Annotated in this window: 29 protein-coding genes; 22 read left to right on the top strand and 7 right to left on the bottom strand. The window is 61.1% G+C overall.

Features of this window, described 5'->3' with window-relative positions; genetic code table 11:
* Window positions 1-417 precede the first annotated feature (417 nt).
* On the top strand, window positions 418-1671 hold the full coding sequence (locus HX875_RS07020; protein WP_177042605.1) for a M10 family metallopeptidase C-terminal domain-containing protein: 1254 nt from the start codon (window positions 418-420) through the stop codon (window positions 1669-1671).
* 82 nt (window positions 1672-1753) lie between these two features.
* Here HX875_RS07020 and HX875_RS07015 read toward each other — a convergent pair whose 3' ends face one another.
* Window positions 1754-2698, bottom strand: a complete 945-nt coding sequence (locus HX875_RS07015; RefSeq protein ID WP_177042604.1) for a GGDEF domain-containing protein — start codon at window positions 2696-2698, stop codon at window positions 1754-1756.
* Window positions 2699-2940: 242 nt separating this feature from the next.
* On the opposite strand from HX875_RS07015, the gene HX875_RS07010 reads away from it, so the two are divergent.
* Window positions 2941-3189, top strand: a complete 249-nt coding sequence (locus HX875_RS07010; protein WP_017477131.1) for a DUF1652 domain-containing protein — start codon at window positions 2941-2943, stop codon at window positions 3187-3189.
* 3 nt (window positions 3190-3192) lie between these two features.
* Here HX875_RS07010 and HX875_RS07005 read toward each other — a convergent pair whose 3' ends face one another.
* Complete coding sequence (locus tag HX875_RS07005) at window positions 3193-3336, bottom strand: hypothetical protein (RefSeq protein WP_166742173.1); 144 nt, start codon at window positions 3334-3336, stop codon at window positions 3193-3195.
* Window positions 3337-3605: 269 nt separating this feature from the next.
* Between HX875_RS07005 and HX875_RS07000 the strand changes: the two genes are divergently transcribed.
* The 5 genes from HX875_RS07000 to HX875_RS06980 all read left to right on the top strand — a co-directional run bounded on the left by HX875_RS07000 (window position 3606) and on the right by HX875_RS06980 (window position 5755).
* Window positions 3606-3926: a YXWGXW repeat-containing protein gene (locus tag HX875_RS07000; RefSeq protein ID WP_177042603.1), complete on the top strand. Its 321-nt coding sequence runs from the start codon at window positions 3606-3608 to the stop codon at window positions 3924-3926.
* Window positions 3927-3973: 47 nt separating this feature from the next.
* Window positions 3974-4555, top strand: a complete 582-nt coding sequence (locus tag HX875_RS06995; RefSeq protein ID WP_177042602.1) for an RNA polymerase sigma factor — start codon at window positions 3974-3976, stop codon at window positions 4553-4555.
* Complete coding sequence (locus HX875_RS06990; RefSeq protein WP_177042601.1) at window positions 4552-4983, top strand: hypothetical protein; 432 nt, start codon at window positions 4552-4554, stop codon at window positions 4981-4983. The genes HX875_RS06995 and HX875_RS06990 overlap by 4 nt, the downstream gene beginning before the upstream one ends.
* Window positions 4980-5456 (top strand): periplasmic heavy metal sensor, encoded by a 477-nt coding sequence (locus tag HX875_RS06985; protein WP_177042600.1) that lies wholly within the window; start codon window positions 4980-4982, stop codon window positions 5454-5456. Before HX875_RS06990 ends, HX875_RS06985 begins: the two co-directional genes overlap by 4 nt.
* 89 nt (window positions 5457-5545) lie before the next feature.
* Window positions 5546-5755: a YXWGXW repeat-containing protein gene (locus tag HX875_RS06980; protein WP_076016843.1), complete on the top strand. Its 210-nt coding sequence runs from the start codon at window positions 5546-5548 to the stop codon at window positions 5753-5755.
* Window positions 5756-5934: 179 nt separating this feature from the next.
* Here HX875_RS06980 and HX875_RS06975 read toward each other — a convergent pair whose 3' ends face one another.
* Complete coding sequence (locus HX875_RS06975; protein WP_177042599.1) at window positions 5935-6276, bottom strand: DUF6124 family protein; 342 nt, start codon at window positions 6274-6276, stop codon at window positions 5935-5937.
* A gap of 324 nt (window positions 6277-6600) precedes the next feature.
* Entirely contained in the window at window positions 6601-7500 is a 900-nt protein-coding gene (locus HX875_RS06970) for a LysR family transcriptional regulator (RefSeq protein WP_177042598.1), read from the bottom strand.
* Between the two features lie 106 nt (window positions 7501-7606).
* Here HX875_RS06970 and HX875_RS06965 point away from each other — a divergent pair, with 106 nt between their 5' ends.
* The 10 genes from HX875_RS06965 to HX875_RS06920 all read left to right on the top strand — a co-directional run bounded on the left by HX875_RS06965 (window position 7607) and on the right by HX875_RS06920 (window position 17420).
* Window positions 7607-8470, top strand: coding sequence for a VOC family protein (locus HX875_RS06965; protein WP_177042597.1), 864 nt, complete (start codon window positions 7607-7609; stop codon window positions 8468-8470).
* Window positions 8467-9171, top strand: coding sequence for a class II aldolase/adducin family protein (locus HX875_RS06960; RefSeq protein ID WP_177042596.1), 705 nt, complete (start codon window positions 8467-8469; stop codon window positions 9169-9171). Before HX875_RS06965 ends, HX875_RS06960 begins: the two co-directional genes overlap by 4 nt.
* Window positions 9168-10625: a 2-hydroxymuconic semialdehyde dehydrogenase gene (locus tag HX875_RS06955; protein ID WP_177042595.1), complete on the top strand. Its 1458-nt coding sequence runs from the start codon at window positions 9168-9170 to the stop codon at window positions 10623-10625. Before HX875_RS06960 ends, HX875_RS06955 begins: the two co-directional genes overlap by 4 nt.
* An 8-nt stretch (window positions 10626-10633) precedes the next feature.
* A complete protein-coding gene (gene dmpE, locus HX875_RS06950; RefSeq protein WP_177042594.1) occupies window positions 10634-11410 on the top strand; it encodes a 2-oxopent-4-enoate hydratase in 777 nt (258 codons plus the stop codon).
* Window positions 11411-11421: 11 nt separating this feature from the next.
* Entirely contained in the window at window positions 11422-12222 is an 801-nt protein-coding gene (gene dmpH, locus HX875_RS06945; RefSeq protein ID WP_177042593.1) for a 2-oxo-3-hexenedioate decarboxylase, read from the top strand.
* Window positions 12223-12232: 10 nt separating this feature from the next.
* Window positions 12233-12424: a 2-hydroxymuconate tautomerase gene (locus HX875_RS06940; protein ID WP_177042592.1), complete on the top strand. Its 192-nt coding sequence runs from the start codon at window positions 12233-12235 to the stop codon at window positions 12422-12424.
* A 1-nt stretch (window position 12425) separates the two neighbouring features.
* The gene (locus HX875_RS06935) at window positions 12426-13364 is read left to right on the top strand and encodes an acetaldehyde dehydrogenase (acetylating) (protein ID WP_177042591.1); all 939 of its coding nucleotides are present in this window, start codon (window positions 12426-12428) and stop codon (window positions 13362-13364) included.
* Between the two features lie 10 nt (window positions 13365-13374).
* On the top strand, window positions 13375-14394 hold the full coding sequence (dmpG, locus tag HX875_RS06930; protein ID WP_177042590.1) for a 4-hydroxy-2-oxovalerate aldolase: 1020 nt from the start codon (window positions 13375-13377) through the stop codon (window positions 14392-14394).
* A 179-nt stretch (window positions 14395-14573) separates the two neighbouring features.
* Window positions 14574-15923: an MFS transporter gene (locus tag HX875_RS06925; RefSeq protein ID WP_177042589.1), complete on the top strand. Its 1350-nt coding sequence runs from the start codon at window positions 14574-14576 to the stop codon at window positions 15921-15923.
* A gap of 147 nt (window positions 15924-16070) precedes the next feature.
* Window positions 16071-17420 (top strand): OprD family porin, encoded by a 1350-nt coding sequence (locus HX875_RS06920; RefSeq protein WP_177042588.1) that lies wholly within the window; start codon window positions 16071-16073, stop codon window positions 17418-17420.
* A 36-nt stretch (window positions 17421-17456) separates the two neighbouring features.
* Here the strand turns inward: HX875_RS06920 and HX875_RS06915 are convergent, their stop codons facing one another.
* A complete protein-coding gene (locus HX875_RS06915) occupies window positions 17457-18353 on the bottom strand; it encodes a LysR substrate-binding domain-containing protein (RefSeq protein WP_177042587.1) in 897 nt (298 codons plus the stop codon).
* A 118-nt stretch (window positions 18354-18471) separates the two neighbouring features.
* On the opposite strand from HX875_RS06915, the gene HX875_RS06910 reads away from it, so the two are divergent.
* From HX875_RS06910 to HX875_RS06900, 3 genes are read left to right on the top strand one after another with little or no spacing between them, the layout of a single operon-like run.
* Complete coding sequence (locus HX875_RS06910; protein WP_177042586.1) at window positions 18472-19476, top strand: aldo/keto reductase; 1005 nt, start codon at window positions 18472-18474, stop codon at window positions 19474-19476.
* 17 nt (window positions 19477-19493) lie between these two features.
* On the top strand, window positions 19494-20291 hold the full coding sequence (locus HX875_RS06905; RefSeq protein WP_218170914.1) for an SDR family NAD(P)-dependent oxidoreductase: 798 nt from the start codon (window positions 19494-19496) through the stop codon (window positions 20289-20291).
* 29 nt (window positions 20292-20320) lie between these two features.
* Complete coding sequence (locus HX875_RS06900) at window positions 20321-20737, top strand: SRPBCC family protein (protein ID WP_177042585.1); 417 nt, start codon at window positions 20321-20323, stop codon at window positions 20735-20737.
* A gap of 134 nt (window positions 20738-20871) precedes the next feature.
* On the opposite strand, the gene HX875_RS06895 is transcribed toward HX875_RS06900, so the two are convergent.
* On the bottom strand, window positions 20872-22269 hold the full coding sequence (locus HX875_RS06895; RefSeq protein ID WP_177042584.1) for a sensor histidine kinase: 1398 nt from the start codon (window positions 22267-22269) through the stop codon (window positions 20872-20874).
* A complete protein-coding gene (locus HX875_RS06890) occupies window positions 22247-22930 on the bottom strand; it encodes a response regulator transcription factor (protein ID WP_003219726.1) in 684 nt (227 codons plus the stop codon). Before HX875_RS06890 ends, HX875_RS06895 begins: the two co-directional genes overlap by 23 nt.
* 367 nt (window positions 22931-23297) lie before the next feature.
* Between HX875_RS06890 and HX875_RS06885 the strand changes: the two genes are divergently transcribed.
* Both HX875_RS06885 and HX875_RS06880 read left to right on the top strand, forming a co-directional pair.
* Window positions 23298-24203 carry a hypothetical protein gene (locus tag HX875_RS06885; protein WP_177042583.1) on the top strand — a complete coding sequence of 302 codons (906 nt, stop codon included), beginning with the start codon at window positions 23298-23300 and terminating at the stop codon, window positions 24201-24203.
* A 192-nt stretch (window positions 24204-24395) separates the two neighbouring features.
* Window positions 24396-24743: a hypothetical protein gene (locus HX875_RS06880; protein ID WP_177042582.1), complete on the top strand. Its 348-nt coding sequence runs from the start codon at window positions 24396-24398 to the stop codon at window positions 24741-24743.
* The last annotated feature ends 86 nt before the right edge of the window (window positions 24744-24829 follow it).

The raw sequence follows: 24829 nt of genomic DNA, 5'->3' as shown, positions 1-24829 counted from the left end.
CGCTACCCCGGCATGCCCGAGGAAAAATAAGCATTTAAGACGTGATAATAAATTTGGTATTAAATTGCCAACAGTATTTGTGAGAAATATGTTGTTGTACTTTGCAGGCGTGCGCGTTTCTTTATGAAAAGTATTAAACGTACTGCACTCGATTGCCCTTTTTTCGGCGGGTATAGAAAACATTGATTTGTGAGTGTAGTGGGTTTTTTTAGGTGGCTGGTGTCGTATTGGTTTAGTGATATTTTCTTACGTAAAATTTTGAAGACGTATTTTTTTGTCGTTTTTTGAGTGGAGTAAAAATACCGGATTTAGATCTAGTTACGAATTGAGGCTTGATTGCTTTTTTGGCCGTGTCACCTTGTTTCGGCGAATAGAGTGTTCGCTCGTTTCCGGGTGTTTAATCTGAAAGGGTATTATATGTCGAACTTACAAGCGCTTCATAATTCCACCATGACCAATGGTTATGCGGATAATTACTCAAAGTCTGCCTCTGAAGAGCCCAGCAAAACACAGCCTTCAAAAGGTTATGGTGACGGCCAGCCAACTCAGCAGAGTTCAGGCACCGGACGTAAGTGGCATGATCTTAATAATGATGGTGTTACGAGCCTCTCTTACCAGAATGGTGTCTATCATTCTTCCGAGCGGGGGAAGGGCTTACTTCCTTTTATGTTGGATGAGTCAAAGGTCAAAAGCGCTCTGCAGGATTGGTCGGATGTTGCCAACGTTACATTTACAGAGAGTAAAAATCCTGCAAATGAGGGGCACCTTAAGCTGGCTGTTCACACGTATCCTAATACACCTGATGGCGTGCCCAAAGAACCAGGATCTGAAGTGGTCTTTTTTCAGACGGCAAGGGGGACGGACGCTCCATCAATATCCAAACAAAAAATCATGCGCGAAGTGGGGCATGCAATGGGGGTTCAACGTCCCGACCATGCACCTGGCTCGTTGATGGACGATATAGAGCAAGCCCAGAAACTATATGGTGCAAATTACAATACGCGTAATACCGACACGGTTTATGGCTTTAATTCAAATGCTGATCGCGATCAGTATAGTTTGAAGGACCCTGATACGTATCGAATGATGCCGAGGCATATGCAAGAGGCTAATTCTGCGCCGGAATTTAGTGTGTGGGATGGTGGCGGTAATGACACGTTTGACTTTTCAAAGTTTACTCAGGACCAGACCATTAATCTGGGGGCAGGAACGTACTCCAATGTGGGGAGTGGTGTGAATAATGTGTCCATTGCCAGAGGCGTGACGATCGAAAATGCCAAGGGAGGAACAGGTAACGATAAGATTATCGGTAACCAGGCAAATAACGTCATCGTGGGTGGCGGCGGTCGGGATCAACTATGGGGCGTAGGGGGGAACAACACCTTTAAATATAACGAATTGTCCGACTCTACTCATGATAAAGCTGACTGCCTGATGGATTTTGTCAGTGGCAAGGACAAAATTGATATCACCGAAGCCATGACCAAAGCTGGTGTTGCGCCGCGACTGGTGCAAAATTTTACTGGCACGCCCGGTGATGCGGTAATCGGGTTTCACCCGACCGATAAACTTTACTATCTGGCTATTGATACCTCAGGTAACGGCAAAACCGATTTCCTTATTAAAAGTACCAAGCCTATTGTTCCAAACGACATCGTCGTGCCTCGTTAAGCGTTGCCGTCTTTTGGCGGCGTGACGAATCGGTGCAGGCCGGGAGTGTACGGCCGGCACCTACGTTGTGGGTATGGGGGGCTCAGTCGGTGATCGTGGCTATCTCGGCGCGCATCCGCCCGTTGCGTTTGGCTTGATACAGCAATCTGTCCACCTGTTCGACAAACACCAGGGCTTCGCTTCCCGGGCTTACCGTCCGGGTGCCTACCCCCAGGCTTAGCGTCAGCAGGTCGGACACCGCCGAATTCCCATGCTTGATCTGTTGCTGGCGGATCAAGTGCAGGCAGCGCTCGGCCACACGCCGGGCAGACTCGGCGTCGGTTTCCGGCAACAACCACACAAACTCTTCGCCGCCGATGCGCGCAATGAAATCCCGTGGCCGGTTGGCCGCTCGGGAGAGCGTGCTCGCCACTTGCCGCAGGCATTCGTCACCCTTGATATGCCCGTAGAGGTCGTTGTACTGCTTGAAATAGTCGATATCCAACAGGATCAACGACAGCGGCAATTGGCTGCGCAGGGCGCTGGTCCACTCACGCGCCAGCACGGTGTCGAACATGCGCCGATTGGCGATGCCGGTCAGGCCGTCCTGGAAGGAATATTCCTCCAGCTGTTTCTGCAAGCGGATCAAGTGCTCTTCGGTCTTCTTGCGCTCGCTGATATCGAACATGAAGCCGATCAGTGCTTGCACCTCGCCATCCTTGCGCTCCACGTGCACCACGTCGCGAATCCACACGTACTCGCCGCTGGCGGTCAGCGCGCGGTAATCGGCTTCGTGGTCGACCCCGGCGCGGGACTGCGAGACGCAGAAGTTGACCACGTATTCGCGGTCGTCCGGGTGCATGCGTTCTACCCAGTCATCCACGGTGGCCCAGCTCTGGGGCGTCCAGCCCAGTAGCGTCTCGATCTGCGGGCCGATGTAGCTGAAGGTCATGGTTGCCCAGTCGATGCGCCAGGGAATCGCCTTGGTGGATTCCAGCAAGGTCTTGTACACGGCGCTGTCGGGTTCGCTCGGCGGTTCGATGCTCATGGGGATGCTCTTGATGGCGGCAAAAACCCAGAGCATCTGGCCATCATCGACAGGAATCAAGTGCTACGCGCGGCATCGGATGAGAGGTCGTGGTGTGGTTTTTCTGGCGTCAGCCCGCCAGCGGTTTCAGGCAAAATGAGCACCAAGTATCACTTTTGACTTAATTCCCCGGCAGGTTGAAAAAGCTCATCTACCCTAGACGGATCACGTCCACTGAGCCTGGTCCAGCGAAGGGTGCCCGCATGGTCTCGATAGCCGAGTTTCGCCACATCATGGAGTCGGGTTTTCTGCCCCTCGCCTGTGACTGCTCACTGAACAGCGACGGTTCGCTGCGCATCAACATCTTCGACCCGGCCTCCGGGCGCGTCGACCTGCTGCTGACCCGCGTGTCGCCCCAGGGTCTGGACAGCATCCGTTCCATCTCAAACCTGATTGGCGAACTGCGCACCGAGATCAAGGCCGGGCGCAGAGGGTTTGCGGCGGTCAGTTAGCGATCAGGAGATCGCTTGTGCCGTCGGGGTTGTCACCACCCCGTAACCGCGCCAGCAGCAATGCTCGCGGTGCCCCGGCAGGAACACGCAGCCGCCAAGGTTCATGAGCAGGACGGCGGCAACCAGCAGTGAAATTCGACGAGACATGGTGATTTCCTCAAGGTAGTGAACGTTGCCGATCAGCAGATACGCCTGCTGATTGCCAACGGTTAACCCTTGAACGCGACCGCCCGGCCAAATCCGTCGCAGCTTTTTGCATATTTCATCAAACCCCCGCAAACCCTGGGCAATACTGGCCCTGCCTGCCGTGCCGAGTGGTCGCGAAAAATTTTGATTTTGACGCGACGGATTTCCCCGGCACCCGCCGTTCAACCCTGCAGCAGCGATCACTGGCGATCGCCGATGAAGGAGTTGTCATGAGACTTGCACGACCGCTGGCCAAACTACGTTATGCCCTGTTGATCCCGCTGGCGCTGGCCGCCCTGGTCAGCACGCCGACCTTTGCCCAGACCGAAGTGATCATCCGCGATGCGCCGCCGCCGATGCGTGTCGAGGCGGTTCCCGTCGAGCGTCCTGGCTATGTGTGGGATCGCGGGCACTGGCGCTACGAAGGGCGCGGTTACGTGTGGGTGCCGGGCCATTGGCAGCCGGTGATGCGCAACGCCCGTTGGGAACCTGGCCACTGGGAGTCGCGCGGCCCCAACTGGTACTGGATGGAAGGGCACTGGATCCGCTGACCGTCCCGTCAACCTGACCCTTAGCCACCGGACCGAGACTTGCCCTATTGAAAGACACTGATCCGGACGTTGAGCTGTTGGCCCGCATCGGTAATAACGAACCGGCGGCCATCAACGAAATGGTGACGCGCAAACTTCCGCGTTTGCTCGCGCTCGCCAGTCGGATCCTCGGGGATGCCGACGAGGCCAGGGACGTGGCCCAGGAAAGCTTCCTGCGGATCTGGCGCCAGGCTGCAAGCTGGCGCAGTGGTGAAGCGCGTTTCGACACCTGGTTGCACCGCGTGGTGCTCAACCTGTGCCATGACCATTTGCGTCGGCGCAAGGAGCGCCCGTTGAACGACGAGGAGGCCATGAACGACGTGGTCGACAGCGCGCCTGCACCCGATGAGCAACTCGAAGCGGTTGCCCGTAGCGAGCATATGGCGCGGGCGTTGGCGTCGCTGCCTGATCGCCAGCGCGAGGCGATCGTGCTGCAGTACTATCAAGAGCTGTCGAATATCGACGCCGCGGCGCTGATGAACATCAGCGTCGAGGCACTGGAGAGCTTGCTGTCACGGGCCCGGCGCAACTTGCGCAGTTACCTTGACGACACACCCGGGCCCGCCCGCCCAGGAAGGGGAAAACCATGACGCCCGAACGATTTGCCCAATTGGCCGAGGCTTACGGCGGCCACTTGCACCGTTGGCCCCGGGCCGAACAGGCCGAGGCCCAGGCACTGCTGGATGCAGGCGATGCCGGCGCACGTGAGGTGTTGCACCAGGCGCGATGGCTCGATGGCCAGTTGGATGGGTATCAACTGGCGCCTGTCGACCCGGCGCTGGCGCGACAGATCCGTCAGTCGTTTCCCCAGCGCCAGTCGTTCTGGGCGCGTTACGCCGGCTGGCTGTCGCCTGCCGGTTTTGTCGGCGTGGGCATTGCCGGGATCGCCGCCGGAATCCTGGTGGCGTCGTTGAGCGTGCCGCTGCCCATGCTCGGTCCTGAAGTACTGCCCAGTGTCTTCGACCAGGGCGACGCCGAAGTCGTCTTCACCGTCAACGCCGAGGAAAGCGAGCAATGACCCCGTCACCCAAATACCTGAAGCCGCTGCTGGTTGTGTCGGTGTTGTTCAACGTGTTTTTGATCGGCGGGGTCGGCGGTGGCCTGTACCACTGGCTGGCGAATACCAAGCCTGCCGAGGCCGTGGTGAACCAGCATGGCTTGCGCCAGGCGATGGTCAAGCTGCCGCCGGAGCGGCGTAAGGAGTTGCGTCAGTTGCTGCGCCAGAACCGCTCAGACAGCCAACCGCTGGTGCTGGCCGGGCGCGAGGCGCGGCTGGATGTGATCAAGCAACTGGAGGCGCCGACCCTGGACCGTGAGGCACTGGTGAGCGACTTGGGCAAGGCTCGGGAAGCGGACATGGCGCTCAGGGCGCTGGTGGACAACACCCTGGCGCAGTTCGCCAGCACCTTGCCCCGGGATGAGCGCCAGCGACTGGTGGAAGCGTTGTATTTGAAGGGGCAGGCGAAGGGCTCGGTAGCCAAAAAGAACTGAGACGGGCGACGGATTTTTCCGGGTGGCGGCGTTTAACCCGGGTAGGCCCGCCACTCAGGCGCTGGTCAGTCTCATTGGGGAATCCTGCCATGTCCCGGATATTCAAGGCCACGCTGGCCGCCACGTTGATGGCCGCTGCGTTGTCCGGTTGTATTGTCGAACCTGTTCACCCGCGTCGTCCGCCGCCGTTGGTTGAAGTGGTGCCGGTGGCACCGGCGCCGGGGTATCAGTGGGTGCGGGGGCACTATCGCTGGGGGAACGGGCAGTGGTTGTGGGTGCCGGGGCATTGGCGGTATTGAGCCCTCCACACGTTCAACTGCGACGCTGAAACCCTGTGGGAGCTGGCTTGCCTGCGATGCAGGCACCTCGGTCTACCTGACAAACTGCGGTGATGCCATCGCGGCGATGCGGCGACCCGACAAGCCCGGCTCCCACATTTGATCGGGGCAGGCGGTTCAATGCGTATGCCCCGACACCCTCAACGCGGCTGCATACAATCCACTGCCCGATCCACCATCACCCGCGCCATATCCACCAAATGCAGCACCGAAATCACCAGCGCCCGAGACGCCCCATCCAGTTGATCACCCGCCTGTTGCGCGGTCACCGAGGCACAGTGCAACAGGCTACTGGTATGGACTAATGCGCTTTCAAAACTGGTATCGGGATCGACCGTGAACAGCATCGGTTCTTCCGTCGTAGGGGATGGGTTGGGATTGAGGTAGTGATCCAGCGCACGTTTATACGCGGCATGTTTCTGGGATTGATCCGAGAAGGAATCTGAACTGCTGAAGGGCGGATCTGGAACGATTTTATCCATCGTGAAACACCTCTAGTCGGTAGAGGCCGTCACCATCGCTGCTAAACGATTGAGGGGTGGCGACCGTGCGCGGGTTAGCAGACCGGAGACTAGTATCCGGTGCACCCGAAGGTGCCCCGCGCACGGCCACCATAAAGCGTGGGGCCGAAAAAAAGCGCCCTGCAGAAGGTGGCGCTTTGCGCCTAGTCTCATCGGCGGGCTGCTAAACCCGATCGCTGAATTGGCAGCGACCGGCGAAGACTAGCCATGTGATTTGAGCGGCGCAAGCGGTCAGGATTTTCTAGGAAACGTCCTGCGAGGGAAAGGGAAACTTCAGAAATTCCATCACTCCCCCCCAAACAACTCCACCACCTGCTTCCTCAACCAAAGATGCCGCGGATCCTTTTGATTCCGCGCATGCCAATGGTGTTTCAAGCTATACCTCGGGATCTCCACCGGTGGCTCAATCAACCTGACCGATGAATACTGCACATACAGATTGGCCACTGTGCGTGGCACAACCGCCACCAAATCCGAGCGCTCGATAATCGCCGCCATGCTCATGTAATGGGACATTTGCAGCACGATCCTGCGCTCGATTCCCTGCTCGGCCAGGAAGCTTTCATACATCTCCTGGCTGCGGCTGCCGTCGCGGACTTGCAGGTGTTCCAGCTCGCAGAAGTCTTTCAGGGACAGGCGCGCGTCGGTGATCCGGTGGTCTTGTCGGATCAGGCACACCAGGTCATGGGAGAACAGCCGCTGCTGGTAGATGTTCGGCGCATCCAGGTCGGGAAAGTAACCCAAAGCCGCATCAACCTTGCCTTCGCGCAGGGCTTCCAGCAGGTCTTTGGGCCCCAGGCTCAGGCAGCGGATTTTCACGTGGGGTGCCTTGCTGCGCAGGCAGTCGAAGAGGGCAGGGAGGAACACCACTTCACCGATTTCGCTCAGGCAGAAGGTGACTTCGTCGCGGCTTTCGGCCGGGTCGAAGGTGGGGCTCGGGAGGATTTCCTGGTCGATGGTGGCGATCACTTCCCGAGTCCGTTCGACGATGCTGCGCGCCCGGGGTGTGGGCTCCATGGCGGTGCCGCTGCGCACAAAAAGCGGGTCGCCCAGCGAGTGACGCAAGCGCGATAACGCCGCGCTGGCCGCGGGCTGGCTCATGCCCAGGCGCTTGGCCGCGGCGGTGACGTTGCCGCAATCGTGAATGGCCAACAGCACCCGTAGCAGGTTCAGATCTGTGCGCATGACTATAACCAAATCAAATAGATTGAATAACCAGAATTCGCTTTTGCTATTTGTGCCCGACGGCGAGGATTGTGTCCAGACAAGAATAAAACCAAGAGGCACCTTCATGATCAATCTGCATGACATCCGCTATGTGCGTCTGGGCACAGCGGACCTTGCCCAGGCCAAGTTGTACGCCACGCAGATGCTCGGCCTGCAAGTGGCCCGCAAGGCCAACGGTGCGATTTACTTCCGCTCCGACAGCCGCGACCACACCCTGTGCTACTACGAAGGCGACCCCCGGGAAACCACCACCGCGTTCGAAGTCACGAACTGGAATGAACTCGACCACGCCGCCCAACTGCTGGAAGACAACGGCTTTGCGGTACGTCACGGCACTCGCGAAGAGGCCGAGGTACGCCATGTCAACGAGCTGATCCACTTTCGCGACCCCAGCGGCAACAACATCGAACTGGTGCTGCGCCCCCACGCCAGCGGCAGCCGTTATTTCGCCGCCCGCGACGCCGGCATCACCGGCTTCAGCCACATCGGCCTGCGTACCACCAATGCCAAGCGCGACGAAGCCTTCTGGACCCAACTGGCCAACGCCCGGGTCAGTGACCGAATCGGCGAAGCGCCGCTGCTGCGCATCGATGACGTGCACCACAAGATCGCCCTGTTTCCCTCCAGCCATGCCGGCGTGCAGCACATCAACCACCAGGTGGAAAGCATCGATGACGTGATGCGTGCCTGGTACTTCCTGAAGGAACGCGGGATCAAGATTCTGTTCGGCCCGGGTCGCCACCCAACGTCGGGGGCGATGTTCCTGTACTTCGAAGGCCCGGATGGCATGACCTACGAATACTCCACCGGGGTCAGCCATATCGCCCCGGAAGACGATGCCAGTCACCAGCCCCGGCAGTTTCCCCTGGCTACCACCTCGTTCTGCGCCTGGGGCTCGAAGCCGGATATTCCGGAGTTCAAGTTATGACCACGTTAAGCCAGCAGGCCGAAGTGCGGGTTGCCGCCCGCGCGTTGGCCCGGGCCGGTTTTGTCCACGCCTACGGCCATTGCAGCCTGCGCCTGGATGCCGACCGTTTCCTGGTGTGCGCCGCCAAACCGATGGGCCTGATCCAGCCCGGCGAGCCCGGTACCGTGGTGCCGGTGCACGGTCCGCTGCCGGAAGGTGTGCTGGGCGAGGTGCGTATCCACCAACAGATCTACCAGCGCCGCGCCGATGTGCAGGCGGTGATTCGCAGCATGCCGATGCAGGTGATGAGCCTGTCGTGCGCCGGCCTCACGCCACAGCTGCGTCACGGCATGGGCGCCTATTTCAAAAACGGCGTGCCGCTGTGGGATGACCCGCAACTGCTGCGCGACGACACCCAGGCGGCGGCACTCGCCGAGCAATTGGGCAACGCCCAGGCCCTGGTGATGCGCGGCAACGGCGCGATCGTGGTCGGCGGTTCGCTGGTGGAAGCGCTGACCCTCAACTTCTACCTCGAAGACGCCGCCCGCATCGAACTGCAACTGCTGGCTGCCGGTGTGGCCGACCAGGCGCCACGCCTGAGCCTCGAAGAGGCCCGGCAACGGGCGACCAACAGCGGCCGGATCTTCGAACGCATGTGGGACTACCTGACGGCCGGCGATGCCGAGCTGAACCTGATAACAAGAGAAGAGCGCCAACCATGACCAAGCATTTTCACAACTTTATCGACAACCAATGGGTTGAAGGCGTGCGCACCTTCGACAACCGCAACCCTGCCGACAACAGCGTGATCGGCCAGGTCCACGAAGCCGGCCGCGAGCAAGTAGACGCCGCAGTCAACGCCGCCCGTGCCGCGCTGAATGGCCCGTGGGGCAAGATGACCGTCGCCCAGCGCACCGCCTTGCTGCACAAGGTGGCCGACGGTATCGAACAGCGCGCCGAAGAATTTGTGGCCGCCGAAGTGGCCGACACCGGCAAGCCCCATGCCCTGGCCAGCCACCTGGACATCCCGCGCGGCGCCGCCAACTTCAAGGTGTTCGCCGACCTGATCCGCAACGTGCCCACCGAAAGCTTCACCATGGACACCCCCGACGGCGGCAAGGCGGTCAACTACGCCGTGCGCAACCCGCGCGGGGTGATCGGGGTGATCTGCCCCTGGAACCTGCCGCTGCTGCTGATGACCTGGAAAGTCGGCCCGGCCCTGGCCTGCGGCAACACCGTGGTGGTCAAGCCCTCGGAAGAAACCCCGGCCACCGCCACCTTGCTCGGCGAAGTGATGCGCGACGCCGGCGTACCGGCGGGCGTGTACAACGTGGTCCATGGGTTTGGCGAGCACTCCGCCGGTGCCTTCCTCACTGAACACCCGGGCGTCGACGGCATCACCTTCACCGGCGAAACCGGCACCGGCGAGGCGATCATGAAGGCCGCGTCCAAGGGCGTGCGCCCGGTGTCGCTGGAACTGGGCGGCAAGAACGCCGGGGTGATTTTTGCCGATGCTGACCTCGACAAAGCCGTGGCCGGCATCGCCCGTGCCGTGTTCGAAAACAGCGGGCAAGTGTGCCTGGGCACTGAGCGCGTCTACGTGCAGCGCCCGTTGTTTGCAGCCTTTGTTGCCGCCCTCAAGGTGCGCGCCGAAGCGATCAAGGTCGGCCCGCCGAATGAGCCGGGTGTGACCATGGGCCCGCTGGTGTCTGTCGGTCATCGGCAAAAAGTCTTGAGCTACTACCAGCAGGCCGCCAAAGACGGCGCCACCGTGGTCACCGGCGGCGGCATCCCGGACATGCCTGCCGAACTGGCCGAAGGCGCCTGGGTACAGCCGACCATCTGGACCGGCCTGTCGGAAGACTCGGCGGTGGTGCGCGAAGAAATCTTCGGCCCGTGCTGCCACATCGCGCCTTTCGATGATGAAGACGAAGTGGTACGCCTGGTCAACGACACGCCCTACGGCCTCGCCGCCAGTGTGTGGACCACCAACCTGCAAGTCGCCCACCGCATGGGCGCGGCACTCGACGTGGGCATCTGCTGGATCAACTCGTGGTTCCTGCGGGACCTGCGCACCGCCTTCGGTGGCGCCAAGCAGTCGGGCATCGGCCGCGAAGGCGGGGTGCATTCCCTGGAGTTCTACACCGAACTGCGCAACGTGTGCATCCGCCTGTGAGTACCGCCATGACGAACCTCAATCACCTCGGCGCGCAGTTGCATCAGGCGCTCACCGACAGGAAACCGCTGGCGCCGCTCACCGAGCAATTCCCCGAATTGAGCGTGGCCGACGCCTACCAGATCCAGCTGGCCATGCTGCAACCGCGTCTCGACGCCGGGCAAACCGTGATCGGCAAGAAAATCGGAGTCACCAGCCAGGTGGTGATGGACATGCTCGGCGTCGACCAGCCGGACTTCGGCCACCTGCTCAGCGGCATGCTGGTCAACGACGGTGCGGCATTGGCGTGCACCGACTTCATCGCGCCCAAGGCCGAGGGCGAGATTGCCTTCGTGCTCAAGGACGACCTGATGGGCCCCGGTGTAACGGCGGCTGACGTGATCCGTGCCACGGCGTATGTGATGCCGTGTTTCGAGATCGTCGACTCGCGGATCAAGGACTGGAAAATCAAGATCCAGGACACCGTCGCAGACAACGCTTCAGCCGCAGCGTTTGTGCTGGGTGACGGCGCTGTCGATCCCCGGGATATCGACCTGGCCTGCGTCGGCATGACCCTGGAAAAGAACGGTGAAATCGTCGCCACCGGTGCCGGTGCCGCCGCCCTCGGCCACCCGGTGAATGCCGTGGTGTGGCTGGCCAACACCCTTGGAAAACTTGGCATCGGCTTGAAAAAAGGCGAAGTGATTTTGTCCGGCTCCCTGGCCGCCATGGTTGCGGTGCAACCCGGTGATCAACTGCGCATGAGCCTGGGCGGTATCGGCTCGGCTTCCGTTCGTTTTGTTTGAAGGACACCTCTATGAATCTGTCAGCAACCACTATCGCCGAACTGGCCACCCACCTGGAAAACGCCGAGCTTAACCGCGAAGCCGTGGCCAAAATCACCGACGCCCATCCCGACATGGACTGGGAAGATGCCTATGCCGTCCAGGACGCGATTCGCGCCAACAAAGAGGCACGCGGCGTGCGCATCGTCGGCCTGAAAATGGGCCTCACCTCGTTTGCCAAGATGAAGCAGATGGGCGTCACCGAACCGATCCACGGCTTTATCACCGACTACGGCTCTTGCGCAGATGGCTCGGTGATCGACGTCGACTCGCTGATTCATCCCAAGGTTGAAGCGGAAATCGCCTTCGTGCTCAAGCACCCGCTGAAAGGCCCGGGCGTGCATGTGGGCGACGTATTGGCGGCCACCGACTTCATCTTGCCGGCCGTCGAAGTGATCGACTCACGTTATGAAAACTTCCGCTTCGACCTCAAGAGTGTGATCGCCGACAACACCTCGTCCGCCCGCTTCGTCACCGGTGGCCAGGCCCGCAGCCCGCTGGGTCTCGACCTGAAATGCCTTGGCGTGGTGATGGAGAAAAACGGCGAAGTGGTCGCCACCGCCGCCGGTGCCGCCGTGCTTGGCCACCCGGCCCAAAGCGTGGCGATGCTCGCCAACATGCTCGCCGCCCAGGGCAAGGAGTTGCCCGCCGGCACCTTCATCATGACCGGCGGCGTCACCGAAGCCATCGCGGTAGAGGCGGGTGACCAGATCACCGTGCGCTACCAGCACCTGGGCAGCGTTTCCATGCGCTTTGCTTCCAAATCCGTTTAAGGAGTCGACCATGCCGATCATGCAGGTGTATCTCATTGAGGGCCGCGACGACGAACAGAAGGCGCGCCTGATCGAGGCGTTGACCAACGCCGCCATCGAGTCGATTCAGGCCCCGCCGGAGTCCGTGCGGGTGATCATCACCGAAGTGCCGAAAACCCAATTCGGCATCGCCGGTAAAACCGCCAAGGCTTTGGGGCGCTGAGATGAGTGAGCATAAAAAGAAAGTCGCAATCATCGGCTCAGGCAATATCGGCACCGACCTGATGATCAAGATCCTGCGCCACGGCAAGCATTTGCAGATGGCGGTGATGGTCGGTATCGACGCGGCCTCCGACGGCCTGGAACGGGCGCGGCGCCTCGGCGTGGCGACCACACACGAGGGCGTTGAGGGACTGGTGAAGCTGCCGGAATTTGACGACATCGACTTCGTGTTCGATGCCACCTCGGCCACCGCCCACGTGCAGAACGATGCCTTTTTGCGCCAGCACAAACCCGGCATCCGCCTGATCGACTTGACCCCGGCAGCCATCGGCCCGTACTGCGTGCCGGTGGTGAACCTGGAGGCCAACCTGTCGGCGCTGAACGTCAACATGGTGACTTGTGGCGGCCAGGCGACCATCCCGATGGTGGCGGCGGTGTCCCGCGTGGCCAAGGTGCACTACGCGGAAATCATCGCCTCCATCAGCAGCAAATCCGCCGGCCCCGGTACCCGGGCGAACATCGACGAGTTCACCGAAACCACCGCCCAGGCCATCGAAGCGGTGGGCGGGGCCGGCAAGGGCAAGGCGATCATTGTGCTCAACCCGGCCGAGCCGCCGTTGATGATGCGCGACACGGTGTACGTGTTGTCGGAAGCGGCGGACCAGGGCGAGATCGAAGCCTCCATCGAGGACATGGCGAATGCCGTGACCGCGTATGTGCCGGGTTATCGCCTCAAGCAAAAGGTCCAGTTCGAAGTGATTCCTGCCGATGCGCCGCTGAACATTCCCGGCCTGGGGCGCTTCATCGGCTTGAAGACCACGGTGCTCCTCGAAGTCGAGGGCGCCGCCCATTACTTGCCAGCCTACGCCGGCAATCTCGACATCATGACCTCCGCTGCGTTGGCCACCGCCGAACGCATGGCGCAGTCGATGGCTTTGTGAGGCAGACGACATGACTTTTGATCCCGGCAAGAAGCTCTACATCAGCGACGTCACCCTGCGTGACGGCAGCCATGCGGTGCGGCATCAGTACTCAATCAACAACGTACAGACCATCGCCCGTGCGCTGGACAAGGCCCGTGTCGATTCCATCGAAGTGGCCCATGGTGACGGCCTGCAAGGTTCCAGCTTCAACTACGGCTTTGGTGCCCACACCGACCTTGAGTGGATCGAGGCGGTCAGCGACGTGATCAGCCACGCCAAAGTTGCCACGCTGTTGCTGCCGGGCATCGGCACCGTGCACGACCTCAAGGCCGCGTACAACGCCGGGGCGCGGGTGGTGCGTGTGGCCACCCATTGCACAGAGGCGGACTGCGCCCGCCAGCACATTGAATACGCGCGCACCCTGGGGATGGACACCGTGGGCTTCCTGATGATGAGCCACCTCACCAGCCCACAGAACCTGGCGCTGGAAGCAAAAAAAATGGAGAGCTACGGCGCCACCTGCATTTACGTGGTGGACTCTGGTGGCGCCATGAGCATGCAAGACATTCGCGAGCGCTTTCGCGCGTTAAAGGCTGTGCTCATGCCCGAGACGGAAACCGGCATGCATGCGCACCACAACCTGTCCCTGGGCGTGGCCAATTCCATCGTCGCGGTGGAGGAGGGCTGTGACCGGATCGACGCGAGCCTCGCCGGCATGGGCGCCGGTGCGGGCAATGCACCGCTGGAAGTGTTCATCGCCGCAGCCGACCGCCTGGGCTGGAACCACGGCACCGACCTGTATGCACTGATGGACGCCGCCGACGACATCGTGCGGCCGCTGCAGGACCGCCCCGTGCGGGTCGACCGCGAGACCTTGGCGCTGGGTTATGCCGGGGTGTATTCGAGCTTTTTGCGGCACGCTGAAGTGGCGGCGGCGCGGTATGGCTTGAAGGCCGTGGACATCCTGGTGGAGCTGGGCAAACGCCGGATGGTGGGCGGGCAGGAGGACATGATTGTTGATGTGGCGCTGGACCTTTTGGCGCGCTGACCTCCCTGTGGGAGTCGGGCTTGCCCGCGATGGCATCACTGCGGTGTGCCTGAGATGCCGCGGTGCCTGCATCGCAGGCAAGCCAGCTCCCACATTTTGATCGGGTTTCAAATCGGAAAATTAGCGTTGCAGTGCACTTGATTCACCCCACAGACAAATCCAATAAAAGGGGAACATCCATGAACGGCAAGACTGCCAACATAGGCGCAATGATCGATAACAACAGGATTTCCGGCTACCAGGTCATGGTGCTGGTCCTGTGCTTCCTGGTGGTGCTGGTGGACGGTTTCGACACCGCCGTCATAGGCTACATCGCCCCGGCACTGCGCCAGGAGTGGGGGCTGCAACCCAGCCAGTTGTCCCCGGCATTTGGCGCCGGTTTGCTGGGCTTGATGGTCGGTGCCTTCATCTTCGGGCCGGTGGCCGACGCCTACGGGCGCAAGAAGGTGCTGCTGGTGTCGGTGCTGATTTTCAGCCTCGGCACCCTGGCTTCGGCGTATTCCACCTCCATCGACATGCTCACCGCACTGCGCTTTCTCACCGGGATCGGCCTGGGCGGGGCGATGCCGACGTGCATCACCTTGAGCGCCGAATACTCGCCGGCCCGGCGGCGGATGATCATGGTCACCTTGAGCTACAGCGGGTTCACCACCGGCCTGGCGCTCGGCGGTGCGGTGGCCAGCCAGATCATCCCGGTGTTCGGCTGGCGCGGGGTGCTGATGATCGGTGGGATTGTGCCGCTGCTGTTGCTGCCATTGCTGGCCTGGCTGCTGCCGGAGTCGGTGCGCTTCATGGCGGCTCACGCACGGCATGCGGAGGCGCTGCGCAAGGTGATGGGGAAGATCACCGGCCGCACCGACCTGCACGACATCACCTTGATTGAACCGCAAAGCCCGGTGGCCGTGCGCTCGCCCATCTCCCAACTGTTTATCGAAGGCCGCGCCCTGCGCACGGTGCTGTTGTGGGGCACGTTCTTCTGCTCGCTGTTTGTGTTCTACCTGCTGACCAGTTGGCTGCCGAGCATTCTCAAGGACGCCGGCTACGACATCGCCAGTGCCGCACGCATCGGTGCGATGGTGCCACTGGGCGGCACGGTGGGTGCGATTCTGATGGCCTTGCTGATGGACCGCGTGAGTCCGTATCGCGTGCTGGGCCTGGCCTATCTGGGCTCGGCGCTGGTGATTGCGCTGGTGGGCTTCGCGCTGGCCGACGCGTTCTGGCTGGGGCTGACGGTGTTCATGGTGGGCTTCGGCGTGGCGGGTGCGCAGAACGGTTTGAACCTGCTGTCCGCCAGCATCTACCCGACAGCGGCGCGGGCCACCGGTGTGAGTTGGGCCATGGCCAACGGGCGGGTTGGCTCGATCATCGGTTCGGTGCTGGGGGCGTGGTTGATTGCGCAACTGGGGCAGCCGTCGGTGTTTTTCATCGTGCTGGCGATACCGGCGCTGCTGGGCTCGATTGCGATCTTTTCGCTGCAGCGCATGACCGAGCGCCGCAAGGCACCTGAGGTCACCGCGCTGCCAACCTGACGGTTTTTCTGTAGGAGCTGGCTTGCCCGCGAGGAACGCCCAGGCAGCGCGTTCATTCAGGGCGCCAGCGTTATCGTTGACGACCTTCGCGAGCAAGCTCGCTCCTACATGACTCCCACACAACAATAAAAGTAATGGGTACCCCCAATGAAAAACTCCGTACTGAAATCGGCGCCTTCGTGCGCGCGCGTTTTGCCTTTGGTGTTCGCGGTAGTCGCTGTTTCCAACGCCTGCGCCGAAGGTTTTATCGACGATTCCCACGCGAAAATAGAAGCGCGCAACGTCTACTTCAACCAGGACAATCGCAGCGGCCCGGCCCAGCCTTCGAAGCTGGAAGAGTGGGGCCAGGGCTTCATGCTCAACTTCACCTCCGGCTACACCCAGGGCCCGGTTGGGTTTGGCGTAGACGCCCTGGGTATGCTCGGCATCCGCCTGGACTCCGGGCGCGGCACCCACGGCAATCCCAACAGCGTCAGCCAGGGCGGGTTTGTGTTTCCCACCGACAGCGACGGCCGGGCGGTGAGCGATTTTGGCAGTCTGGGCGTGACCGGCAAGGTGCGCGTGGCCAAGACTGAATTGAAGGTCGGCACCCTGATGCCGAAACTGCCGGTGGTGGTTTACAACGACGGCCGCCTGTTGCCAGAAACCTTCCAGGGCTGGCAGGCCACGTCGAAGGATTTCGACAACCTCACCCTGATCGGCGGGCGCTTGAGCGGGGTCAAAAGCCGCAACTCCTCGAACAACGAAGACCTCGCCATCAGCGGTGCGGGCGGCCCCACCGGCAAGCGCAGCAACCAGTTCTATTACGCCGGCGTCGACTACACCCCGCGCTCCGACCTGTTGTTGCAGTACTACTACGGCGACCTTGAAGACTTCTATCAGCAGCACTTTGTCGGCCTGGTGCATAACCTGACCTTGCCGGTGGGCAGCTTCAAGAGTGACCTGCGGTTTTTCGACAGCAGCTCCGATGGCCGCAACGGCAGTGCCGCGGGGCGTGCCGAGGGCTATCGCAGTACCGGTTACCACAACAACGGTGAAGTGGATAACCGGGTGCTGGCGGGGCTGTTCACTTACAGCCTGGCGGGGCATGCGGTCAGCCTGGGGTACCAACACCTGAATGGCTCCAGTGACTTCCCGTTTCTCAACCAGGGCGATGGTTCGGCGACGTACCTGATCACCGACCGCCAGACCGGCGCGCGTTTTCAGCGTGCGGGCGAGAACACCTGGGTCGCGCAGCACGCGTTTAACTTCGCCACGGTCGGTGTGCCGGGGCTGAGTTCACAGGTGATCTACCAGCGCGGTGGCGACATCAAGTCGGACCAGGGCAGCCAGCATGAATGGGAGCGCGACCTGGTGTTGACCTATGCGTTCCAGGGGCCGACGTTGTCCGGGTTTGGCGTGCAGTGGCGCAACGCGATGCTGCGCAGCACGGTGACCACACAGCGCGACCTGGACGAAAACCGGCTGTACGTGACCTACACCCACGCGTTGTTTTGATCGTTTTAATCGTTCCCACGCAGAGCGTGGGAACGATCAGTCGCGTTCTGGTTCTGTCAGTACTTTCCTGAACGTCTCCACCAACGGCCGCAAATTGATCCGATGCCACGCCGCCCACAGCGGTGTGGTGTAGGTCAGCCACGGCAGTTCCCGCAGCACCACGCCCGGTGGTGCATTGCGGCTCAAACCCTTTTGCACCATCGCCACGCCCAACCCCGACGCCACCAATCCCAGCGCGGTAAACGGCTCGCTGGCTTCCATCGGAATCTGCGGGGTAAAGCCCGCCCGAATGCACGCCGCAACGAAGTCATCCGCCGGGTTCGCCCCGGGTTTGCGTTGCACGCCAATCCACTGCTGTTCGGCCAGATGTTCGGGCAGCAACTCGCTGACGCTGGCCAGCGGATGCTGCTCGGGTAGCGCCAGCAACATCGGATCGTCCAGCACTTGCAAGGCGATCAGGTCCGGGTCATCTGCTGCCGGCGGTTCACCTACCAGGGCGATGTCGAGGCTGCGCTGGCGCAAGCCTTCCAGTTGCTCGATGGAGGGCAGGTTGTACAGGGCGATATGCACGTTGGGCCGCGCGTCGCGCAGTACCTTCAGGGCGTTGGGCAGCACGCCGGCGTGCATGGCGTTTTCGATGTAGCCGATACACAACCCGCCTTCTTCGCCTTTGCCCAGACGCCGGCCGAGGGATTCCAGACGGTTGGCGTGGGTCAGCAGGGCCTTGGTTTCGGCCAGAAACGTCTGGCCATCGCGGGTCAGGCGGATGCGCTGTTGGCTGCGCTCGAACAAGGTCAAACCCAGGCGCTCTTCCAGTTGGGCGATTTGCCGGCTCAGGGGCGATTGGGAGATGTGCAACCGTTCGGCAGCACGCCCCACGTGTTCTTCTTCAGCGACTACAACGAAGTAGCGCAGTTGGCGGAAATCGATCATGTCAGACCTGTAGGGACTCAAGTTGGTCGCAGTATGTCTTGGACGGTCCGATCTCTGCAATCTACGATCTGCTCAACGGTCAACACAGCGACCTTGAACAATCTTGAGGATTTACCCCATGAGCTTGAAAGACAAACTGCCCGGCGTGCTGGGTTTTGGTACCGCCCCATTGGGCAACATGTTCCGCGCGATTCCTGAAGACGAGGCGCAAGCCACCGTTGAAGCGGCCTGGAACCAGGGCGTGCGTTACTTCGACACCGCGCCGTTCTACGGTTCGGGCCTCTCGGAAATTCGCCTGGGCCAGGCCCTGTCGAAATACAACCGTGACGACTATGTGCTCAGCACCAAGGTCGGCCGGGTGATCCTGGATGAAGTGGAAGAGAGCGCCCGCGACCTCGGCGAGAAAAGCGGTGTGTTCGAACATGGCCGGCCGAACAAGATGGTCAACGACTACAGCGCCGATGCCACCCTGCGTTCCATCGAAGACAGCCTCAATCGTCTGCAAACTGACCGCCTCGATATCGTGTGGATTCACGACATCGCCCAGGACTTCTACGGCGACCAATGGCTGGACTACTTCAACCAGGCCCGCACCGGGGCTTTCAAAGTGCTGACCCGCCTGCGTGAAGAAGGCGTGATCAAGGCCTGGGGCCTGGGCGTCAACCGCGTCGAGCCGTGCGAATTGACCTTGGACCTGACCGAAGCCCAGCCCGATGGCTTCCTGCTGGCCGGCCGCTACACCTTGCTCGACCATGAGCGTGCCTTGCAGCGCCTGATGGACGCGGCCCTGGCGCAGAACGTCGAGATCGTGGTGGGTGGCCCTTACAGCTCCGGCATTCTTGCGGGCGGCGCACATTTTGAGTACCAGAAAGCCAGCCCGGCGATCATCAGCAAGGTCGAGCAGATCAAGGCGATTGCCGCTGCCCATGGCGTCAGCGTGAAAGCCGCTGCACTGCAATTCTCCCTGGCCCACCCGGCGGTGGCGGCAGTGATTCCGGGTGCCAGTCGTCCGGGTCGAATTGCCGAAGACGTCGCGGCGTTGTCAGAGAAGATTCCCGCAGCCTTTTGGCAGGCCCTGCGCGACGCCCGATTGATTTCGGCCCGTGCACCGCTGCCGCTCTAACCACAGGAACGCGAACGATGAAAATTGATATCAGTGGCAAAGTCGCAATCGTCAGTGGCAGCACTGCCGGGATCGGCCTGGGCATCAGCCAGGCCCTGGCGCAATCCGGCGCCACGGTGGTGGTGATCGGGCGTGAATCGGGCAAGGTCGACGAGGCGCTGGCGACGATTCGCCAGGCTGTACCCGGCGCCGAGTTGCGCGGGTTGGTGGCAGACCTCGGTACGGTGGAGGGCGCTGAAAAACTGTTCGCCGCCGAGCCACGGGCCGACATCCTGGTGAACAACCTCGGGATCTTCAACGACGTCGATTTCTTCGATGCCCCCGACAGTGAGTGGACGCGTTTCTATGAGGTCAACGTGATCTCCGGCGTGCGCTTGTCGCGGCACTACACGCCGGGCATGGTCAAGCAGGGCTGGGGCCGGGTGATCTTCGTGTCGTCGGAATCGGGCGTGGCAACGCCGGCCGACATGATCAACTACGGCGTGACCAAAAGCGCCAACCTGGCGGTGTCCCATGGCTTGGCCAAACGGCTGGCGGGCACCGGCGTGACGGTCAATGCGATCCTGCCGGGGCCGACCTTTACCGATGGCCTGGAGCACATGCTCAAGGACGCGGTGGCCAAGTCCGGGCGCAGTGCGCGGGACGAGGCTGATGTGTTTGTGCGCAATGCGCGGCCGACGTCGATCATCCAGCGCGCAGCAAATGTGGATGAAGTGGCGAATCTGGTGGCGTACATTGCTTCACCGTTGTCCTCTGCAACCACCGGTGCCGCGTTGCGGGTCGACGGCGGTGTTGTCGACAGCATGGCGATCTGATTTTTCTTGAATGGTTTGGAGTGTGAATCGTGGCAAAAGCATCTGCTGTTATTGAAGTTCCGGTTTCGGCCGAACAGGTTTGGCAATTGGTGGGCGGCTTCAATTCGCTGCCGGATTGGTTGCCCTTTATCGTCAAGAGCGAGCCGAGTGAAGGCGGGCGTGTGCGCCATCTGCAAACGGCTGATGGCGGTGTGGTGGTGGAGCGGTTGCAAAGCTTTGATAACGTCGCGCGCACTTACAGCTACTCGATCAGCGAGTCGCCGTTTCCGGTGAGTGAGTACCTGGCGACGTTGAAGGTGGAAGGGCTGACTGCCAGTTCTGCCAAGGTGACCTGGTCGGGTGTGTTTATCCCGGTGGCCGGTGTGACGGATGCGGCGGTGGAGGAGTTGTTCAGCGGTGTCTACAGCGGTGGGCTGGAAGCGCTGCGGGGCAATTTCCCAGGCTGAAATATTGGCTTGGGGTCAATGAGGTCAAATGTGGGAGCTGGCTTGCCTGCGATAGCATCAACTCGGTGTAACTGATAAACCGAGGTGCCTGCATCGCCGGCAAGCCAGCTCCTACATTGGGTTTGGGGTGTTTTTCAGGCTTCGGGCATCAGTTGTTGGCGGCATTCCAGGATCAATTTTGCGCCGCCGCTTTCGCTGCTGCCGACTTCCAGTTTGAAGCCGTGCAGGTTGATGATCGCGGCCACAATCGACAATCCCAACCCGAACCCGCCTTGTTGCTGATTGCCTTCGTCCACCCGATAAAAGCGCTGGAATACCGCGGCACGTTCCGCTGCAGGAATCCCGGGGCCGGTGTCGAGTACTTCGATGCGGGTGCTGCCGGCATCGTTCACGCCACGCAGAATCACTTTGCCGCCCGGTGGGGTGAATTTGATCGAGTTGCTCAGCAGGTTGGCCAGGGCCTCGAACAGCAAGGCGCGGTCGCCGGTGATCCAGGGCAACGAGGCCGGCACTTCCAGCAGCAGTTCCATCTCGCCTTCTTCTGCCAGGGGCAGGTAGAAGTCATGGAGTTCCTGCAGCAAGGGCAGCGGGTCGAGCACCAGGAAGCCTGAGCGACGCTGGTGGTCTTCCAGTTCGGAAATCCGCAGCAAGCCGCGAAAGCGTGCCATCAAGGTGTCGGTCTCGGCGATGGCCGCGTCCAGTTGCAGGGCGTGGGGGGCGTCTTCATCGGCCTGTTGCTGGATCCGGTACAACTGCGCCCGCAGGCGGGTCAGCGGGGTACGCAGGTCGTGGGCGATGTTGTCGCACACGCCCTTGACCTCGTTCATCAGTTTCTCGATGCGGTCGAGCATCGCGTTGACGATGGCCGCCAGCATGTCGAGTTCGTCGCGTCGGTCCGACAGCGGCAAGCGATGGGTCAGGTCGCCGGCCACGATGGCTTCGGCGCTGGCCTGGATCCCGCGAATCCGCCGCAACGGGCGCCGCCTGAGCAGGTGCCAGCCGGCCGCGCCGGGAATGATCGTCAGGGTGATCCCCCACAGCAAGGCATGCAGGATGATGCGCGTCACGCCGAACAGCGAGCCGTTGGCGCGCACCAGGATCAGCCAGCGGCCGTCTTCGGTGTGGGTGGCCACGGCGTCGCAGCTGTCGCGGGGCAGTTTCGGGTCGTCGGAGTCGATGCAGTTGGCCAGGGCATGGATGTGCCCGTCCATCGGCAGGTCCGGCGGTATCACGCGGATCGGGCCACTGATGGGGTTGAACTGATTGTCGAACAGGCCGTAGGCGTCCACGCCTTTCATGTCGAAGGTCATGCTGGTGGTCAAGGCTTCCACCAGTTCTTCGCCGTCAAAGCGCTGGAACAGGTGCTGGCGCTGCATCAGCGAGTGGCGCGAGAGGTCGCCCAGGTAACCGGACACCTCGTAGTACAGCACGCCCATGAGGATGCAGCTCCAGGCCACGAACAACGAACTGTAGAGCGCCAGCAGCCGGCTGCTGGAAGAGCGCCAGCCTTTAGAGGGGTTCAGCAATGACATACCCGGAACCTCGTACCGTGCGGATCAGCGGCGTGAGGCCCGGCGGGTCGATTTTTTTGCGCAGGCGACCGATGTGCACATCGATCAGGTTGGTGCCCGGGTCGAAGTGATACCCCCAGACTTCCTCGAAGATCATCATCCGCGACAGGATTTGCCCGGTGTTGCGCATCAGGAATTCCAGCAGTTTGTATTCCGTCGGCAACAGGCTCAGGGGCTGTTCGGCGCGGCTGGCTTCACGGCTGATCAGGTTCAGTTCCAGATCGGCCACGCGCAGGGCGGTCTCGAATTCCTTGACCGTGCTTTTGCGGCGTAGCAGCACTTCGACGCGGGCGGCCATTTCGTCGGAGGCGAACGGTTTGGTCAGGTAGTCATCCCCACCGGCCCGCAGGCCGCGTACCCGTTCATCCACATCGGAGAGGGCGCTGATCATCAGGATCGGCGTGGATACGCCAATGGTGCGCAGGGTGGTGACGATGGCCAGGCCATCCAGTTCCGGGAGCATGCGGTCGAGGGTGATCAGGTCGTAATCACCGCTGACGGCACGGACCAGGCCTTCGCGGCCATTGTCTACCCAGTCTACGTCCAGTCCATGGCTACTCAGCTCGGCAACGATCTCGCGGGCCGTTACGGCGTCGTCCTCGATGGTCAAAATGCGGGTCATAAGGATTACCTGGTGAGCGATTCACACTGAAGTGCGGGCATTTTGCCAAGAAATGATAGCCCGCTTCCTAAATAAAAATTTATGTAGGCATAAACGACACAATTCACCTTACCCCGCTGAATCTGAACGAATGCTGTGCGTGTAGGAATTTATCCTTCCAAGCCTTGCGCGCGGGTCGTTTCCTACGGGGAATGCATAACGCCCGCCGCTCCCGGGCATTTCTTGCAAGTTGCATGGTTCAAATTAGTTCAAATTACTTAACCAATTGAAATATATGGGGTTTTATTTTAAAGGCTCCTGGCACGTTGCCTGCACTGTCCCTTTTGAGACTTGTAACACTATTTTTCATGCCTGGAGCAAAACAACAATGATTACATCCTCATCCACGCTGCAAGAGTCGAGCGCGCTCTCCGGGGTTTCCTGGGGGGCGATTTTTGCCGGGGCTGCCGCCGCGGCTGCATTGTCCTTGATCTTGGTGCTGCTGGGCTTCGGCCTGGGCTTTTCGGCGGTATCGCCGTGGGCCGACAGCGGTATCAGCGCCAAAGGGCTTGGCATTTCCACCATTGTCTGGCTGGCGGTTACGCAGATCATCGCGTCGGGGATGGGCGGTTACCTCGCCGGTCGCCTGCGGGTGAAATGGGCCAATATGCACGGCGATGAGGTGTACTTTCGCGACACCGCCCATGGCTTCCTGGCCTGGGCCGTGGCGACACTGGTGACGGCGGTGCTGATCGTCGGTTCGGTCAGCAGTGTGGTCAGCGGTGGTGTGAAGGCGGGTGCCAGTGTGGCCTCGGGTGCTGCCAGTGGCATGAGCCAGGTGGCGGGTGCTGCCACCAAGGGTGAAGACTTCGGCTATTACGTCGACAGCCTGTTCCGTGATGATCGCCCGGCAGCCGTCAGTGATGACGCGGTGCATGGTGTAGTTGCCCGCATCTTTGCCCGTACCGTGAGCAACAACGGCCAGTTGGCGCCGGAAGACCGTGCGTACCTGGCGCAGTTGATCAGCCAGCGGACCAACCTCAGCCAGGCCGATGCCGAGGCGCGTGTGGACCAGGTTTATGGCCAGGCCCAGAAGGCGCTGGAGGATGCCAAGTTGAAAGCCAGGCAGGCTGCTGACACTGCGGCGAAAGTCGCTGCCTATACATCGCTGTGGACCTTCGTGGCGCTGTTGATCGGTGCGTTTTTTGCCAGCCTCGCTGCAACCTTTGGCGGTCGTCGCCGGGATGCGGTGGTGTATCTGGAAACCACTGCACACACCACGTCCGTTCGTTAATTCAAGGAGACTGTCATGCGCTCATTACTGCTGTTTTTCCTCGGTGTGCCTATCCCGGTCATTATCCTGATCGCGATCTTCATGCACTGATCCTGTTGTCTGTTTGACCCAAGCCGCGCCTGCTCCAGCAGGCGCGGCTTTTTGCTGTTTGTTAATTGTTGCTTAACCGCCTTTTGTCTAGACTCCCGCCCCATGAGCCGCTATCTGCGTTTTTTTCTCGTCCTGTTGTTGAGCCTCTCGCTTCCCCTGACCGGGATGGCGGGCGTGCCGTCGAGCAGCGAGCCGTGCCCGATGCAGATGTCCGATATGCAGATGATGAGCGACATGTCTGCGGACTGTTGCGCGGACGGTGCGGGCCACGCCGATCATGGCAAGAGCTGCAAGCCCGGACAGGAATGCAAGACTGGCGGCATGCTGCAGCTGTCGATGCCCGTGCTCAAGTCACCCGTTGCTGGCTCCCATCCGGTGGTTGCCGGCCTGGGGTCTGATTTCATCCCCGACCGCACGCCGTCCGGCGTCTGGCGTCCGCCCCGTACCTGAATCCTGTTGCACCTGAAGACTCGTCCCCGACCCGGGATGGCCTTGCTGTGGGCCGCGTAAAGCGGAGTGCAGCGCAACAGAACAGG

It is taken from the genome of Pseudomonas yamanorum (assembly GCF_013386765.1).
GTDB classification, from domain to species: Bacteria; Pseudomonadota; Gammaproteobacteria; order Pseudomonadales; family Pseudomonadaceae; genus Aquipseudomonas; species Aquipseudomonas yamanorum_A.
Note: the sequence above shows the minus strand (reverse complement) of the source record. Positions and strands in the feature narration are given on the sequence as shown.

Coding starts and splice junctions, on each gene's coding strand:
- HX875_RS07020 (WP_177042605.1), top strand. CDS start 418: ATGTCGAACTTACAAGCGCTTCATAATTCCACCATGACCAATGGTTAT.
- HX875_RS07015 (WP_177042604.1), bottom strand. CDS start 2,698: ATGAGCATCGAACCGCCGAGCGAACCCGACAGCGCCGTGTACAAGACC.
- HX875_RS07010 (WP_017477131.1), top strand. CDS start 2,941: ATGGTCTCGATAGCCGAGTTTCGCCACATCATGGAGTCGGGTTTTCTG.
- HX875_RS07005 (WP_166742173.1), bottom strand. CDS start 3,336: ATGTCTCGTCGAATTTCACTGCTGGTTGCCGCCGTCCTGCTCATGAAC.
- HX875_RS07000 (WP_177042603.1), top strand. CDS start 3,606: ATGAGACTTGCACGACCGCTGGCCAAACTACGTTATGCCCTGTTGATC.
- HX875_RS06990 (WP_177042601.1), top strand. CDS start 4,552: ATGACGCCCGAACGATTTGCCCAATTGGCCGAGGCTTACGGCGGCCAC.
- HX875_RS06985 (WP_177042600.1), top strand. CDS start 4,980: ATGACCCCGTCACCCAAATACCTGAAGCCGCTGCTGGTTGTGTCGGTG.
- HX875_RS06980 (WP_076016843.1), top strand. CDS start 5,546: ATGTCCCGGATATTCAAGGCCACGCTGGCCGCCACGTTGATGGCCGCT.
- HX875_RS06975 (WP_177042599.1), bottom strand. CDS start 6,276: ATGGATAAAATCGTTCCAGATCCGCCCTTCAGCAGTTCAGATTCCTTC.
- HX875_RS06970 (WP_177042598.1), bottom strand. CDS start 7,500: ATGCGCACAGATCTGAACCTGCTACGGGTGCTGTTGGCCATTCACGAT.
- HX875_RS06965 (WP_177042597.1), top strand. CDS start 7,607: ATGATCAATCTGCATGACATCCGCTATGTGCGTCTGGGCACAGCGGAC.
- HX875_RS06960 (WP_177042596.1), top strand. CDS start 8,467: ATGACCACGTTAAGCCAGCAGGCCGAAGTGCGGGTTGCCGCCCGCGCG.
- HX875_RS06955 (WP_177042595.1), top strand. CDS start 9,168: ATGACCAAGCATTTTCACAACTTTATCGACAACCAATGGGTTGAAGGC.
- dmpE (WP_177042594.1), top strand. CDS start 10,634: ATGACGAACCTCAATCACCTCGGCGCGCAGTTGCATCAGGCGCTCACC.
- dmpH (WP_177042593.1), top strand. CDS start 11,422: ATGAATCTGTCAGCAACCACTATCGCCGAACTGGCCACCCACCTGGAA.
- HX875_RS06940 (WP_177042592.1), top strand. CDS start 12,233: ATGCCGATCATGCAGGTGTATCTCATTGAGGGCCGCGACGACGAACAG.
- HX875_RS06935 (WP_177042591.1), top strand. CDS start 12,426: ATGAGTGAGCATAAAAAGAAAGTCGCAATCATCGGCTCAGGCAATATC.
- dmpG (WP_177042590.1), top strand. CDS start 13,375: ATGACTTTTGATCCCGGCAAGAAGCTCTACATCAGCGACGTCACCCTG.
- HX875_RS06925 (WP_177042589.1), top strand. CDS start 14,574: ATGAACGGCAAGACTGCCAACATAGGCGCAATGATCGATAACAACAGG.
- HX875_RS06920 (WP_177042588.1), top strand. CDS start 16,071: ATGAAAAACTCCGTACTGAAATCGGCGCCTTCGTGCGCGCGCGTTTTG.
- HX875_RS06915 (WP_177042587.1), bottom strand. CDS start 18,353: ATGATCGATTTCCGCCAACTGCGCTACTTCGTTGTAGTCGCTGAAGAA.
- HX875_RS06910 (WP_177042586.1), top strand. CDS start 18,472: ATGAGCTTGAAAGACAAACTGCCCGGCGTGCTGGGTTTTGGTACCGCC.
- HX875_RS06905 (WP_218170914.1), top strand. CDS start 19,494: ATGAAAATTGATATCAGTGGCAAAGTCGCAATCGTCAGTGGCAGCACT.
- HX875_RS06895 (WP_177042584.1), bottom strand. CDS start 22,269: ATGTCATTGCTGAACCCCTCTAAAGGCTGGCGCTCTTCCAGCAGCCGG.
- HX875_RS06890 (WP_003219726.1), bottom strand. CDS start 22,930: ATGACCCGCATTTTGACCATCGAGGACGACGCCGTAACGGCCCGCGAG.
- HX875_RS06885 (WP_177042583.1), top strand. CDS start 23,298: ATGATTACATCCTCATCCACGCTGCAAGAGTCGAGCGCGCTCTCCGGG.
- HX875_RS06880 (WP_177042582.1), top strand. CDS start 24,396: ATGAGCCGCTATCTGCGTTTTTTTCTCGTCCTGTTGTTGAGCCTCTCG.